Origin of the sequence: Collimonas silvisoli, assembly GCF_018305005.1 — a bacterium.
Lineage (GTDB): Bacteria > Pseudomonadota > Gammaproteobacteria > Burkholderiales > Burkholderiaceae_D > Collimonas > Collimonas silvisoli.
In genome coordinates, this window is sequence record NZ_JAGQEG010000122.1 from 1 (window position 1) to 14560 (window position 14560).

The following is a 14560-nucleotide window of genomic DNA, read 5'->3' on the forward strand; positions in this document are numbered from 1 at the left end:
TGCCTTGTGCCGCAAAATCTTTTCGCTTGCGCAATAGCGCCAAATCGCCTTTCAACAAATTGTTGTAGCTATTCAGGTCTTCCTTGTCTTGTGCGCTGGCACGATCATACGAAGGCAAATCCGTGAACTCGTTGAGCCATCTGCGGCGGAAACCGCAATACAGTTCCATATGCCTCTGCACCATTTCCTGATAGTTCCCCGTCGCAATGTTGTTCACATCGGTCGGAAATTTCAAGGCGGCCATATACGTATTCCAGGCAGCGCTCAGATCGCTGTCGATGTCGTAATCCTTCTTCAGACGATCATCCATCTCGGAATAGGACAACAAAGGCGCTCCGGCGCGGCTCGCCTCCCTGTGCATATGCAATAACGGGATTTGCGACACCATCATCCCCATGCGTACTCCGCGCCCATGATCGCCGGGGCTGTAGCCGCCGCCGACATCGCTATGCACGCCAGGGTAGAGGTATTCCGTGACATCGTCGCCCTTGACGCGGGTGATCGGAAAATTACGCCGCTGCTCATGGGCGGCGATGTAATGCACGGTTTTTCTGACGCAAGGCGGGAGCGCCTCGCGTACTTCCCTGGCCCAGCTAAAATGGCCGTCGGCAAAGAACAGCGGCGTGGTTTCCGATGCGGAATTCGCCAATCCTATCGACGCCACGCTCTCAAACAAGCCTAAAAAAGCAATCTCGGCATCCATGCCGGCAAAGGTGCCGTCTTTTTTAAGCAAGTCGGCAAACCAGTAGCAGAACGCCCGCGCTTCCACCGCGCCGCGTGAAAAGCCGAACACATTCAGCGTAATCTTCGGAATATCCGGTTTCGGCCTGTCTTTACGGGCCTTGCGCAATAGCGGGTCTAATTCCTTGGTGAGGTCTGCAAACCAGCTACGGCGGTCGGGACGCGGATCACTGGCATCGCGCAGCGGGTTGCTGGTTTCCACGTCTTTGGCGTATTGCTGGATTTTAGCGGTGATAGCATCGGTGTCGAACATGTCAGTGGGGTTGTCACCAAATTCCCGGTGCACCGCGTTATAGACCTGAAGCAGTGCAAACAAAATCCGCGCTTCACCACCTTTGCCAAACGCTTTACCTTCTGCACTTTCACGCCACTCCCTGTTCTCCTGGAAGCGTGTGCCCAAGCCAGGAATATAGATTTTATGATGACCCGGCGCTTTCAGATTTCCTTTTTCACGTGCATCTTTATGTGCGTTAAACAATTTGACGATATTGGTGTGACATTTCTGTGGTATATCACGAAGCATGTTGTTATTGGTTCCATCGAAGAATAGACCAATGTTGACGTATTTCTGGCAAGGAGGCGCATGGACGGTCGGTCGATCTTCTTTTAGGATACGACTACATACGTCGGCAACGCTCGGCGTCATTTCCCCTTCGGCGTGACCGGAAATACTCAGCGGTGCGGATTGAATTTGGGCGGGCATTTATTCTTCCTCCGGCGGCGCGACGGTGGCGTTTTCAGAAATTGGGTGCTGAGGGCTTTCTGGATAATAAGGCGAAGAAACCACACGCACCTCATCGTTTGCAAAAAAATGAACGTACAGCGTTCCAGCTTTTTCATACCGTCTGATCGTCGTGGTTTTTTCTATCCAGTTATCTTCGCCCTTGATTGGTCGATTCCAACGCACCTTGACTTTCATACCAGGTTGCCATTGCCTAGGAAGCATGTAGCCAAAAGCACCTATGCCACCACAGCTCAGACCACCCGCCATCCGCTCACTAAAAGGCTCTTTCACGTAAAACGCGTAGATATATTTGTTTTCATGATTCTCGCAACTTATCGACACGAACGTCATCGGTATATCGACAACCATGGACGGCTTTTGCGTGGGCGCTTGTGCTGTACTCGGTGCCGTTGTGGCACAGGCGCTGAGTGCCAGCGTCGCGGTGAATATCAGTAGATGTTTGAGACGCATGAACTTCCTTCGCATGAATATATTTTTAGCGATCAATGGTTGACGTATTTCTGGCAGGGAGGCGCATGGACTGTCGGCCGATCTTCTTGCAAAATACGACGGCATAGGTCGGCAACGCTCGGCGTCATTTCCCCTTCGGCGTGACCGGTAATACTCAGCGGCGCGGATTGAATTTGGGCGTTCATTTACTCTTCCTCCGGCGGGGCCACGGTGGCGTTTTCAGGAATTGGGTATTGAGCGCTTTCTGGATAATAAGGCGAAGAAACTACACGCACGTCATCGTTTGCAAAAAAATGAACGTAGAGCGTTCCAGCCTTTTCATATCGCTTGATCGTGGTGGTTTTTTCTACCCAATCGCGCCCATTCGGTTTCCAACGCACCTTGACTTTCATGCCGGGTTGCCATTTCAAGGGAAGCATGTAACCAAAAGCACCTATGCCACCACAACTCAGCCCACCCGCCATCCGTTCGCTAAAAGGCTCTTTCACGTAAAACGCGTAGATGTAAGACACACCCGGATGACCAACGCATCCCATGTCAACAAACGTCATCGGTATATCCACAACCATGGACGGCTTTTTAACGGGGACTTGCGCTGTATTCGGTGCCGTTGCCGCACAAGCGCTGAGTGCCAGCGTCGCGGTGAGTATCAGTAGATGTTTGAGACGCATGAATTTCCTTCGCATGAATATATTTTTAGCGATCAATGGTTGACGTATTTCTGGCAAGGAGGCGCATGGACTGTCGGCCGATCTCCTTGCAAAATGCGACGGCATAGGTCGGCAACGCTCGGCGTCATTTCATTTTCGGCGTGACCGGTAATACTCAACGGCGCGGATTGAATTTGGGCGTTCATTTATTCTTCCTCCGGCGGGGCAATCGTGACATCTTTAAGAATTGGATGCTTTGGACTTTGTGAACCATAACGAGCTGATGAGACTACTCGCACCTCATCGTTTGCAAAAAAATGAACGAAAAGATTTCCGGCTTCGTCGTAGCGTCTAATCGTGGTGGTTTTTTCTACCCAATTGCGCCCATTCGGTTTCCAGCGCACTTTGACTTTCATGCCGGGTTGCCATTTCAAGGGAAGCATGTAACCGCCACCGACAATACCGCCACAACTCAGCCCGCCCGCCATTCGCTCGCTAAAAGGCTCTTTGACATAAAAATCGTGAATGTAACCCACGCCTGGATGAGAAAAACAAGCTATCGATACCGGCACCAGCTCTATATCGACAACCATGGATGGCTTCTGATTTGGTGCTTGTGCTGTGTTCGGTGCCGTTGCTGCACAAGCGCTGAGTGCCAGCGTCGCGGTGAGTATCAGTAGATGTTCTAGACGCATGAATTTCTTTCGTGTGAATGTGTTTTTGTGATCAACGCGATGAAGCTGCACGCTGCAATGCAATCTCAGCGCCATGCTTTTGCGCATCTTCCAGCAACGCCAATGCCTGATCCCGCTCGGGGAGCATGATGGCCTGCGCCACCAAGGCGTACCTCTCTTTGTCCTTCTTGATACCGTATTCGGTCAACTGCTTCAATAATCCACTGATCATGCTGTACAGGGTCGAGGACGTGCGCTCGGCCACAAGAAAATGGGCTTGTTTGGCAAGATCGCACAGTATGTAATCAGCTTCGCCAGCATCGATCAATGCCGCGTATTGCCTGTCGGTGACGTCGATGGCATTACCTTCACCCACGGCGGGCGGCATATAGGCTGTCATATCCAGACAAGTGCCGTCGATGGTGGTCAGCATGCCTTTGCGGTTGATCAAATGCCATGCCGTAAAGCCGGAGCAGAACGCGCTGCGCTGTGTATCATTGAACATGTTCAGGACATTCTGGCTGCACATGGTGTCGGCAAACCGCAGCACCATGCGCATGCCGTCCGACGTGGTACGAATCTGTAGAAACGCCGCAAAATGCTGTTGCAGCGCCTTGATCGGCAGCGGACTTTGCACGATGCTCAACATCGGCTTGCCTTCGCTGAGCTTGAGCAGTGTAGGCAAGTTCTCCGACGACAGATTTACCAGAAACGGCGCGCATTCTTCATACCCGCTTAATACTGTGTTGTCATACAGCGAGACGACGCCGGTATCGGCTTGCTTGCTGTATTCCCAAAGCTGGTGACCGACGTTGTCGTCAAACGTGCCGTCGATCAGTGCGTAAACATAGAGCTTGCCGTGCTTCTCGATAGTCGCGCTAATAATCGTTTGGATCAGGCTGCTTAATTCTGGATGATGTGGGTCAACGCCGTAATACATAGAGTTTTGTCCTTGAATCATGTCATCAAAGAGTGGGGGAGCCGGCGGCAGTACGCGCTGCCATCGCTGCTTTCAGGCACTCTTTACATACTGCCTGGGGAAACTGGGGTAACGTAATGGGCAGGCTTTTCGGCCCCACCATGTCTCTACCGGCCGAATGGACTAGCCAATCGCCGCTAGTGCCGGTCTCAACGCCTGCCGCAGCCCATTTGGTATAGCTGCCGCCGCCATTGACGACGATTTCTTCTTTCGCGGTAATGGTGATGCGATTGGCGGTAAGGGTGATATTGAGCTTGGCAAGCATATTGATGCTGTCTTTAAGCGCCTGAATATCGATGTCGCCCGCTGCCGCAATCAATTTCATCCCGGCCGTGTAGCAAAACAGACGGATGCCATTCTTGACACTGGCCAGCAATCGATTACCGATTGACAGACTGACGTGCTGGCCGCTGGTCAGCGCGATATGCTCGCCGCTAGCGATATGCGTCGATTTCGCTGTGGTGGTCTCGATGCCGGCAGGGCTGGCAAGAATCAGGTGAGGTTCGGCCAGTTCCGGGAAATTACCCGCTTTCGCATCGCCGCCGCTGCCCTTGATCGCCTCGTTCTGCGCCTTGATGACCTTGGCGACATCGCTCTGATCGCTGTCGCGCTCCTGCGCCTGATGCTGCTGCGCCAGATCGCCCAGGGTTTCATGCTGGTCCCGCGCTTGCGTCAGACGTTGCACCGTCTCGCCGAGATCCTTGATATGGCTTTGCGCATTGCCGCGGGCTTCGGTCGTGATGATTAAACCGTCTTTGGCGCGGATGGCGCCGTGGCCATCGGTACGCAGCTCAAAACCCTCTCCCCGCGGGTCTTTGCGGCCGGCATTGTCTTCGATGCGGGTGATGTTGCCGAGACTGAGTTGGCTATGCTGATGATCGCTCTTGAGCTGTGCCTGTATCTTGCCTTCAGTGTCATCCATGACCAGGTGATTGCTGCGGCCAGCCGCGCTATTGCCGCCTTTCGGCGTCAGTTCACGGCTGCGGAAACCAGATAGTGCGCTCTGGCCCGGCAACGACCAGGGCGGCATGTTGAGCGCATTGTGCACGCGCCCGGTGCAGATCGGCAAATCGGGATTGCCGCTGATGAAATGGATCAAGACTTCTTGATTGACCCGGGGAATATGACTGCCCCCCAGTTGGTTACCCGCCCAAGGGCTGGATACCCGTACCCAGCAACTGCTGTTTTGATCGCCCTGCCCCAGACGATCCCACGGAAATTGCACCTTGATGCGGCCTAGCGCGTCAGTCCAGATACTTTCGTCTGGCGGTCCCACTACGATGGCAGTGAGGATATGCAAGCTCGGTCTTGGGGTAATGCGCTCGGGGCGATACTGTTCGCCACGCAACGGCACCACTTCAAAATCGACATGGACGCTGAACTGCTGCCCGCCGCCGATCTGCTGGCTCTCCTGTGCAACGTCTTCCATCTCGAAGTGCGTGGCGACGATTAAATACTCGATGTTGGCTTTGCTGGCTGGATGCCGCCCCAGCTCAAAGGTACAGCCCGGCACCATGGCACGAATATGGCCGGAGCCATTGGCCCGTTGCGCGTCGTTGCGCAGGCGATCCATGCGTATGCGGGCGTTCTTCGTTCCCTCGTCCAAAGGGTCGTTGGTCGCTTGCTGCGGTCCCGCCTTCGGCTGCACGTAATGCGCATCCGCATGATATTCGTAGACCTCGGCGTTATGATCGGAGATGCGATGATCATTCTGACTGACTTCAAGCGTGCTTCTCGGTCTGGTGTAGTCGTAATCGCGTGAGGTGTAGCGGCCCGGAGTCACGCGGTGCGTGGGCGAAAACGTATGGATGAATTCCTGGTCGATCCTTGGCTTTTCGCCGTAGTAGTTCAGGACATGATAGGCCTCGCTGTCAAACGGCTTATACGCGACGTTAGCATCTGTCAGCACCAAGCGATGCTTGCCATCTTTATGTTCGAAGAAATAGTTGATTCCCCAGTCCTCGCATAATCTGCTGAAGAACTGGAAATCCGATTCTGAAAATTGAGTAACGTAATCGCGCTTCGGATACTGTTCATAAAGGCGCTTGTCGACCGGGAACGTGTACTTAGAGAGCAGCTCATCCAGAATCTCGATGACTGTTTTATCTTGGAAAATACGGCAATCGGCATTGTAGGTTGCCAGTTTCAGCCATGGTTCCAACGTGATTTCGTAAAACACATACCGTCCGACCTGACGCAATACGGCCGCAGCGCTGATGAGACCGGAGATTTCGCGGACACCGGCACCGATGTTGGCTTGCCCACTGCCACCGGCCATGCCTGCAACAAAACTGCCAGAGCCTTCCAACTGGATTTCTACCGTCAGTTCCTTGCCTAAGAATGCGTCCAAATCATAGTTGGCTGCTGATCCGAAATTGACTAACGCATCCGGCGTTTTGAGGATGACTTTATAGCTGTACAAGCTATTGAGAGATTCGGCGCCTTTGATGCTCACCGGGATCAAGCCCGGCTGTCCCATTACATCCGGGATGGCAGCACTTCTAGCCATAAGACTGCGAGGCGCGTTGAGCATTGGGTTCTCCTATGAAGCAGCATGTTGACGAAAATTATCAATATGATAAGTATTTCGTTATCATAACGCTATCTACCCATCTGCGGTGATAATTCTTGTCAAAATCCTACGATTGCCAAGCCGGTGTCGTTGATGGACATAGCCGCGCAGCTTCGTGCTAGCGTAATTACGCCAGTCGTCGAACAACTAATGTCTCAGGAATTGAGACGACGCCAGACGCCGGCGCAGCGGGTAAAATGCGCGTTCGCGTAAGCCGGTAGCCGTTGCGATAAAGTGAACTCAGGCAGTAACCGTGCTCCGGGTGCAAGCCAAGTTTCACGCGGATTTTGCAGATATGCGTGTCAATGCTCCTCGACTTCGCCTCTTTGTCATCGCCCCACATGGCGATTGCAATTTGCTGGCGCGTCACCGGCGAAGGCAGGTTCCTGAATAGAAGCAGCGCAAGATTGAATTCTTTAAGCGTCAGGCTGATGCGCCGGCCATGCAACTCCACGCAACATTCCGACGCATGAAAGCGAAATTGCTCGAATTCAAATGTATCGCTGTACACTCTGTGCCCAGGAGAGATGCGCTGCGCCAGCTGGTTGATGCGCAGCAGCGATTCGTTGCTGCCTAGCGGCTTCTTGATGTAAATGTCCGCGCCGGCGGCCAATCCTGAGACAATGTCGTCTTCCGACGTGCCTTCGATCACTCCCAGCACGACTGGGGTCGTCGGGAAACTGTCGTTCAGCCAACGTAGCGTGTCGCGCCGATTCATATCCGGCGCTTCCCAATCGAGTATGACCAGATCGACAGACAGGTCTTCGAGCAGCGCCTTCAATGTTCTTTCGCTTGGTGCGCCGTAACAGAGATGTCCCGAGAACGACAGGGTCTGCATTGCGCGGCCAAGGGATTCGGGATTGGTTTCAAGGATTACGATTTTCATAAATTCCGATGCGTTCACGGCATGTGACTCTAGATGAGGCGGCAACCGGAAAATCCGGAGGCAAGTACGGCAAACAGGGAATGCCACGACAAATGATTCTCGTCGTGGCTTACGTATGCGCTATTGGCGCTTTTCGCCAAGCACATCGATAGTCACGCGGCGATCCGGCTGCAGGCAGCGTACCGCTTCACTGCTGCGGCCTGCAGGGCATCCGCTTGCGACCGGTTCTGCATTGCCTACTCCAGTGGCGGCTAGCGGATTGCTCGGCAACCCGCGCGACACCAGGTAGTCGCGCACCGTCAGCGCCCGCGCCAGCGACAATTCCTGGTTATAGGCGCCGGGGCCGATGCGGTCGGTGTGGCCGATAATCTTGATCGACGTCAGTTTGCGATAAGCCGAATTCAAGCGCGCGGCAATATCGTTCAATGCCGCGCGGCCGTCCGGCAGCATGTCGTTAACAGATGACTTGTCGAAGGCAAACAGGACATCCTCGTTGACCGCGAAATGCTCGGAACCGATCGGGCCTGCACGCTCCGGCGCAGGTGCGACCAGTGCCTCGCACTCGCGTTCTTTCCAGTGCACGCTCTGCACCAATAGCTTGTCGTCATACCGGATCTGGTACTGACAGGTGATGAACTCATTACCCTTGCCGGTGCGGAAATTGAAGATATAGTTCCATTTCCTCACATGGAATATGCCTTCCGAAAAATGCGGCTTTTCCAGCAGTGCAGAGACCTGGCTCTTCGATAGGCCCGGCATCATCTGCCGCAGGTTGTCGAGATTCACGAACGTGCCTTCCTTGAGCCATGCCTTGCTCCGGTCCGGAAACTCTACAGCATCGTCCGCACGAACAAGCGTTGCCGCAATCAGTAGCCCAAACAATACGGCTATGTGGCGATTTTTCATTTTTTTATCCTGGTGTGATGTCCTTGAGCCATTTGCGATCGGGTGCGACGCCCTCCGCACAAAAAATATCGTTCTATTTTCCAGACGAAATATTTGGGGCCGATTCAATTGGTTTTTTGGTAATCACGTACCCTATAGGCACCCAGCGATATGCTGCCTTTATCAACGACACTCTTTCAAGAGCCGGCGTGTTAGAAAAGCGAGATGAGAATGTGATACTCATATATTCTCCGGGCGGAGAATTGCTTGGATTTATAAAGTGAGAAATCTGCACCCAATCGCGGCCATTGATATGCCCCAGCTCTTTTTGCAGGGTATTCAGATACTTGCCCCACTCTTCCTGGTTGATCTTTTTTTTCATCTCGGGGCTACTTAAACTCCACATATGAACAGCTTGATTTGCATCTGCCATTGCCACCCATTGCGTCGCCGTATTCAGCGCCGCATCTACCGAAGTATCTGACGATTGCGCGTAAGCATTGCTACCGCCCGATATCAAGCCGAAGACAAATGCGCCAACATATTTGATCTGCCTAAACGACAGTGACATATTTTTTTCCTTTATATGCAATAGAAACATGAGATAGAGATATTCCGGATACCGCCCTCGGCATGCCAATCCCCGCTGGCAGTACTACTCATTGCTCCCCAGCGATCTCGATCTCTATACGCCGATTGGGTTGCAAGCACTGCACCAATTGTGGCGTCAATTTCTGCCCAGGACATTGAACGACGGGCTTGGCTCCGCCGGCGCCATATGCCCGGATCAGACGATCGTCCACGCCTTTTTTTACCAAATAATCACGGATCGTATTGGCCCTCGCTTGCGACAGCGCAAGGTTTTCGTCTGCAGAACCCATTCGATCTGTATACCCGGTCACAACGATAGACGACAACTTAACCGCGTCCTGTTTGAGATGGCCTGCCAGATCGTCAAGCTTGGCTCGTCCTGTTGCATCCAGATTGCCGAGGTCCGATTTGCCAAATGCAAACAGTCCGTCTGCGCCAAACTCTACGTGACGCCGCAAGGGTTTTGCTGCTACAGGAACTATGGGCGCATCTTTGACTGGAGGCGGATTGAAGAACCTCTCGCATTCCGGGCTCTTCCAATAGGTAGACGTAGCCCGGTTATTCGAATCGAACTTAACCTTGAATTGACAGGTAACGTACTCATTACCCCTACCCGTATACAAGTTGAACGCGTAGTCCCACTCGCGTACACCGAAGATTCCTTCGCTGAATTGAGGGTTGCCGAGTTCCAGGCGCACCTGGTCTTTGTTCAAGCCCGGTACTACGCGTTTTACGTGGTCTGGACCAACAAAATCACCGGTTTTCAAGTAGGAACTATCGAGTGCCGGAAAATTCACGTCGTTAGTGCCGGCCGCAGCTGCAGAAAAAATCGTGCAGCAAAGCATGCCTATGCACAAAGCCCGACGGAGGATGCTGGAAGAATGTCGCATAAACTAATCCTGAGAAAATAATGTGAATCGGAAGATTTACACTGCGCCCGCGACAGTCATGGAGGTTTGCTGAAATAACCGCCATGACTGTCTTTCGTTCAGTCGAGAACTCCAGATACCCCAACCCGGGCAGCTACACCGCCTGCGGTTGTACCGGAGACACCGCCGCTGAGACTCCAGCGGCCGTTATCTGCGGTACGACGCAGAGACACACCAATCGCATTCTGGTTTTGCGTAAGCCTTTTTGGCAACGTCGTTGATATTGTTCTGCAACTGCATGGCTATCGCGCTTGTGTATCGGTTAGCCTGCTGTACTGCGCCATTGAGCTGAGAAACGTTGACCGCGTCCGTAGCGGCAGTACCGGCTTCGACGTTATGTATCGCCACAGGGCTGCTCGCACCATTGCCCATCGTGACGCTGCTGTAGTTGGTTGAACCGTCAGTATTGGTGTCGTAATGCACCCCTCCTGACTGCACCGCCTGCAATTGGCGCACATTGACAGCATCCGTCGCCTGCGTTCCACCCGCAACATTGGTGATCTGACGCTCATTGCCAGCGCTGCCGACCGAGACTGCGCCTTGTGTCGATGACACCGCCGTATTAGAGAACGACTCCTTTGCACCGCTCAAGCCTGCACGATCAGCCGTCGAACCGGCGCCGATTGCTACACCGTTGCTAGCCGTGACGCTCGTGCCGGCGCCAATGGCAACCGAATTCGTGGCAGAGGCGACAGTGTTCTTGCCTAAAGCAATAGCATCGCTTCCAGTTGCACCGTTATTGCTGGCGTTGCCGCCGCCGCTCGAATTGACGCTGTAATATTTGGGCTGAGCAGTAGTCAGGCTACTGGTAGCCGCTGCTACTATGCTAGTCAGGTTACTGAGAGCGCTGTTGGTTGCATAGAGTTGGCTGCCATTCACGGCATCAGTGCTGCTCGCGCTAAGCTGTCCGGCTGCAACATTCTGAATCTGCCGCTCACTCCCTACGGAACCAACACTGACCACACCCGCCGGTGTACTGCCGGCGAAGGTGTATGCGGTGCCGAGGATGGTGGCGCCGGCGGTTGCCACGGCTGCGCTTGTCGCCGAGGCGCTGCCGATTGCCACGCTATTGGCAGTGCTGGCTGCCGCCCCTTGACCTAGCGCCGTACTGTTGGCAGCTGTCGCCTGGGCGCCTTGGCCGAGTGCGGTCGTGTCGGCCTGGTTGGCCACAGTTCCTTGACCTGCAGCGGTCGAGTTCTGGCCCGTTGCTACTGCATTGGTGCCCATGCCGAGTGAGTTGCTTCCTGCCGCGCCGACAGAACCGGTAAACGTCTTCCCTTCACTGGAGGCAATCGGGAATTGATTAGCGTTGACAACGGTTGTCAGGTTATTGATTGCATTGCCCAGACCGCTCGCTACTGAATAAAGCTGCGAACCGTTGACAGCATCGGTTGAGGTTGCCGTGATCCGCCCCGCCGCCACGTTGGTGATTTGACGTTCCGCTCCGACTGCGCCCACCGATACGGTGGCAGCCGGTGTGGTGCCGGCAAAGCCACCGTAGGTCGTACCATTAACTGTGCTGCTGGCAGTAGGAACCGCGGCAGCTGCTGCACTGCCGTTACCCAGCACCACCGAACCATCCAGCCCCGCAGGTACTGTCACATTGCTGCCCAGCACAAAGGTGTTGTTCGAGGCAATGCTGTTGTTATTGCCCACGGAGAAGCTGCCTGTACCGGTAATGGTCGTTGGATCGCCGATCGCTACGCTGCTGGCGCCGCTGACTACATTGCCGGTGCCGATGCTGATGCTGTTGGCGCCGGATGCCTGCGCGCCGTTACCGATAGCAATCGACGATCCGCCGGAAGCCGCAGAGGAATTACCCACGGCGACATCGCTCGCCGCCGAGGCCGAGGATCCGACACCAACCGCCACGGCGTTCAGTCCGGTGGCGCCATTGTCATTGTAGTTTCCGCCTTGGGTACTACCGTCGTTGACACTGTAGTAGTGTGTTTTGCTCGCAGCAACGGCCAGATTCGTTGCGTTCAGCTGGCTGCCGTTTACCGCATCGGTGCTGGTCGGGCTTAATTGTCCAGCCGCCACATTGGTGATCGTCCGCTCGTTACCGACACTGCCGACGCTCACTGTACTGGCCGGCGTGGTGCCGGCAAAGTTGTAGGCAGTGCCGTTGATGGTCGCACCGGTAGTTGCGACCGGCGCGGCCGTCGTGCTGCCTGCACCCAGGGCCACTGCGCCCGCATTGGTAGCGGCCGAACCATGACCCAACGCCATTGCATCAGTGGCGCTCGCATTCGCAGTGGAGCCAACGGCAACGCTGCCCGTACCGGTAGCAGTGCTATCGGCCAACGTCGAATTGGCATGGAAATACTTGATGCCGCCACCGTTGTTGATGTTGTTGAGCGCTGTGGTGTTGGCCGTCACCTGCTGGTTGGTCGCAAACAGCTGCGAACCGTTCACCGCATCGGTACTTTTACCGCTCAACTGACCTGCCGCCACATTGGTGATCTGACGTTCGTTGCCTGCGCTGCCCACTGATACCACACCGGCCGGCGCACCGCCCGCGAACGTGTAGGCTGTGCCGCCAATCGTCGCACCGGTGGTCGGCACCGCTGCGGCCGCCACCGTACTGCCCTGGCCCAGCGCCACATTGCTGCCCGTGGTACCGGCTGCAATGCTGGCGCCCTGACCCAGCACCGTGCTATTGGCGACACCGTTGTCGGTGGATTGGTTACCCAACACCGTCGAGGCCGCGCCTGTCGCACTCGCTCCGAAACCACCGGCGCTGGCATTGGCGCCGCTCGATACCGGCTGCACCGCCGTCACGCTGTTGTCCGATACAAACGGACCAGTCTTGCCGTTAGTGAGATTCGTCACATTCTGGTTGGTGGCATACAGCTGAGAACCATTGACCGCATCGGTGCTGGTCGCATTCAGGGCCGCCGGCGCCACATTGGTGATGGTTACCGGCGCGCCTGCACCGGCGCCGCCGGTCGCACCCAGGGTGATCTTGCTGCCGCCGACTGCGTCGTACTTGACCGCGATATTGGCTGTATTGTCGACGTTGGCATTCAGTGCCGTCAACGCCCCTGCAACCGTGGTCTGCGCGGTTGGCCCAGTCACGGCGCCGGTAGCGCTGACGCTGTTGATCGGCTGGCTGAAACCGGTGATAGCGCCGGTCGCCGAGTTATAGGTGGCGCCGCCGCCCAGCGTTGCCGCTGTGCTGTTCCCGAGAGTATCCGTATGTGCTTGCATCGTACTGATGCCGGTGGACAGCGAGACGACCGAGGTGGAGGTTGACGTCGATAGTGACGTCACGCTGCTGTTGGTCGTGCTCAGACCGGTTGACAACGAAGCAATGTTGCTGGCGTTGGTGCTGATGCCAGTCGAAGTCGAGGTCGACAGAGAGGCCACGCTGCTGTTGGTGGTGCTCAAGCCCGTCGAAGTCGAAGTCGACAACGATGCCACACTGCTGTTGGTCGTGCTCAGGCCGGTCGAAGTCGAGGTCGACAGCGATGCCACACTGCTGTTGGTCGTGCTCAGGCCGGTCGAAGTCGAAGTCGACAGCGATGCCACACTGCTGTTGGTCGTGCTCAGGCCGGTCGAAGTCGAGGTCGACAGCGACGCCACACTGCTGTTGGTCGTGCTCAGGCCGGTTGAAGTCGAGGTCGACAGCGACGCCACACTGCTGTTGGTCGTGCTCAAACCAGTCGAAGTCGAGGTCGACAGCGAGGCCACGCTGCTGTTGGTCGTGCTCAAACCAGTCGAAGTCGATGTTGACAACGAAGCCACGCTGCTGTTGGTCGTGCTCAAGCCAGTCGACGTCGACGTTGACAACGACGCCACACTGCTGTTGGTCGTGCTCAAGCCAGTCGAAGTCGAGGTCGACAACGACGCCACACTGCTGTTGGTGGTGCTCAAGCCAGTCGAAGTCGAGGTCGACAGCGACGCCACACTGCTATTGGTTGTGCTCAAGCCGGTCGAAGCCGAGGTCGACAGCGATGCCACATTGCTGTTGGTCGTGCTCAAGCCGGTCGAAGTCGAAGTCGACAACGAGGTCACATTGCTATTGGTGGTGCTCAGACCGGTCGACAACGAACCAATTTGCGAAGTGACAGAACCGACCGACGACGACAGCGAAGTCATCGCAGTGTTGGTTGCATAGAGCTGCGAACCGTTGATGGCGTCGGTACTGGTGGCGCTGATCCGGCCTGCCGCCACGTTAGTCACCTGGCGCTCCGCACCAGCTGCGCCTACGCTGACCACGCTGGTCGGACTGGTGCCGGCAAAATTGTAGGTTTGTCCACCGATCACGGCGCTCGACGTTGGATTCGGCGCAGCCGTCACGCTACCGGAACCCAGCGCCACATCGCCGGCACTCGCCGTCGCCGTCGCACCATTGCCGATCGCGACGTTGCCAGTGCTTTGGCCCAGAACGCCCGCCGTTGAATTCTGGCCGAGCGCCACCGAGCCCGCTCCATAGGCAGCGTTGGTGTTGCCGAT

Annotated in this window: 13 protein-coding genes; all 13 read right to left on the bottom strand. The window is 55.5% G+C overall.

Translation table 11 applies throughout. The annotated features are described in order from the left end of the window. Window positions 1-1264, bottom strand: a 1264-nt coding sequence (locus tag KHU33_RS23265) for a T6SS phospholipase effector Tle1-like catalytic domain-containing protein (protein WP_211467401.1), incomplete at its 3' end; no start/stop codon positions are given. Window positions 1265-1444: 180 nt separating this feature from the next. Then, complete coding sequence (locus tag KHU33_RS23270) at window positions 1445-1936, bottom strand: DUF3304 domain-containing protein (RefSeq protein ID WP_211467403.1); 492 nt, start codon at window positions 1934-1936, stop codon at window positions 1445-1447. Window positions 1937-1968: 32 nt separating this feature from the next. After that, window positions 1969-2121: a hypothetical protein gene (locus KHU33_RS23275; RefSeq protein ID WP_211467405.1), complete on the bottom strand. Its 153-nt coding sequence runs from the start codon at window positions 2119-2121 to the stop codon at window positions 1969-1971. Then, window positions 2122-2607, bottom strand: coding sequence for a DUF3304 domain-containing protein (locus KHU33_RS23280; protein WP_211467408.1), 486 nt, complete (start codon window positions 2605-2607; stop codon window positions 2122-2124). It lies immediately after the preceding gene. Between the two features lie 32 nt (window positions 2608-2639). Further along, window positions 2640-2792, bottom strand: a complete 153-nt coding sequence (locus KHU33_RS23285; RefSeq protein WP_211467410.1) for a hypothetical protein — start codon at window positions 2790-2792, stop codon at window positions 2640-2642. After that, complete coding sequence (locus KHU33_RS23290) at window positions 2793-3281, bottom strand: DUF3304 domain-containing protein (RefSeq protein ID WP_211467412.1); 489 nt, start codon at window positions 3279-3281, stop codon at window positions 2793-2795. Between the two features lie 31 nt (window positions 3282-3312). Beyond that, window positions 3313-4200 (bottom strand): DUF4123 domain-containing protein, encoded by an 888-nt coding sequence (locus KHU33_RS23295; protein ID WP_211467414.1) that lies wholly within the window; start codon window positions 4198-4200, stop codon window positions 3313-3315. 25 nt (window positions 4201-4225) lie between these two features. Continuing rightward, a complete protein-coding gene (locus KHU33_RS23300; protein ID WP_230414509.1) occupies window positions 4226-6748 on the bottom strand; it encodes a type VI secretion system Vgr family protein in 2523 nt (840 codons plus the stop codon). Window positions 6749-6938: 190 nt separating this feature from the next. Further along, entirely contained in the window at window positions 6939-7697 is a 759-nt protein-coding gene (locus KHU33_RS23305; RefSeq protein WP_211467418.1) for a response regulator transcription factor, read from the bottom strand. 120 nt (window positions 7698-7817) lie between these two features. After that, window positions 7818-8603: an OmpA family protein gene (locus KHU33_RS23310; protein ID WP_211467420.1), complete on the bottom strand. Its 786-nt coding sequence runs from the start codon at window positions 8601-8603 to the stop codon at window positions 7818-7820. Between the two features lie 73 nt (window positions 8604-8676). Beyond that, window positions 8677-9153, bottom strand: a complete 477-nt coding sequence (locus KHU33_RS23315; protein WP_211467422.1) for a DUF4019 domain-containing protein — start codon at window positions 9151-9153, stop codon at window positions 8677-8679. Between the two features lie 88 nt (window positions 9154-9241). Beyond that, the gene (locus KHU33_RS23320; RefSeq protein WP_211467424.1) at window positions 9242-10063 is read right to left on the bottom strand and encodes an OmpA family protein; all 822 of its coding nucleotides are present in this window, start codon (window positions 10061-10063) and stop codon (window positions 9242-9244) included. 186 nt (window positions 10064-10249) lie between these two features. Then, window positions 10250-14560, bottom strand: a 4311-nt coding sequence (locus KHU33_RS23325; RefSeq protein WP_407928310.1) for a beta strand repeat-containing protein, incomplete at its 5' end; no start/stop codon positions are given.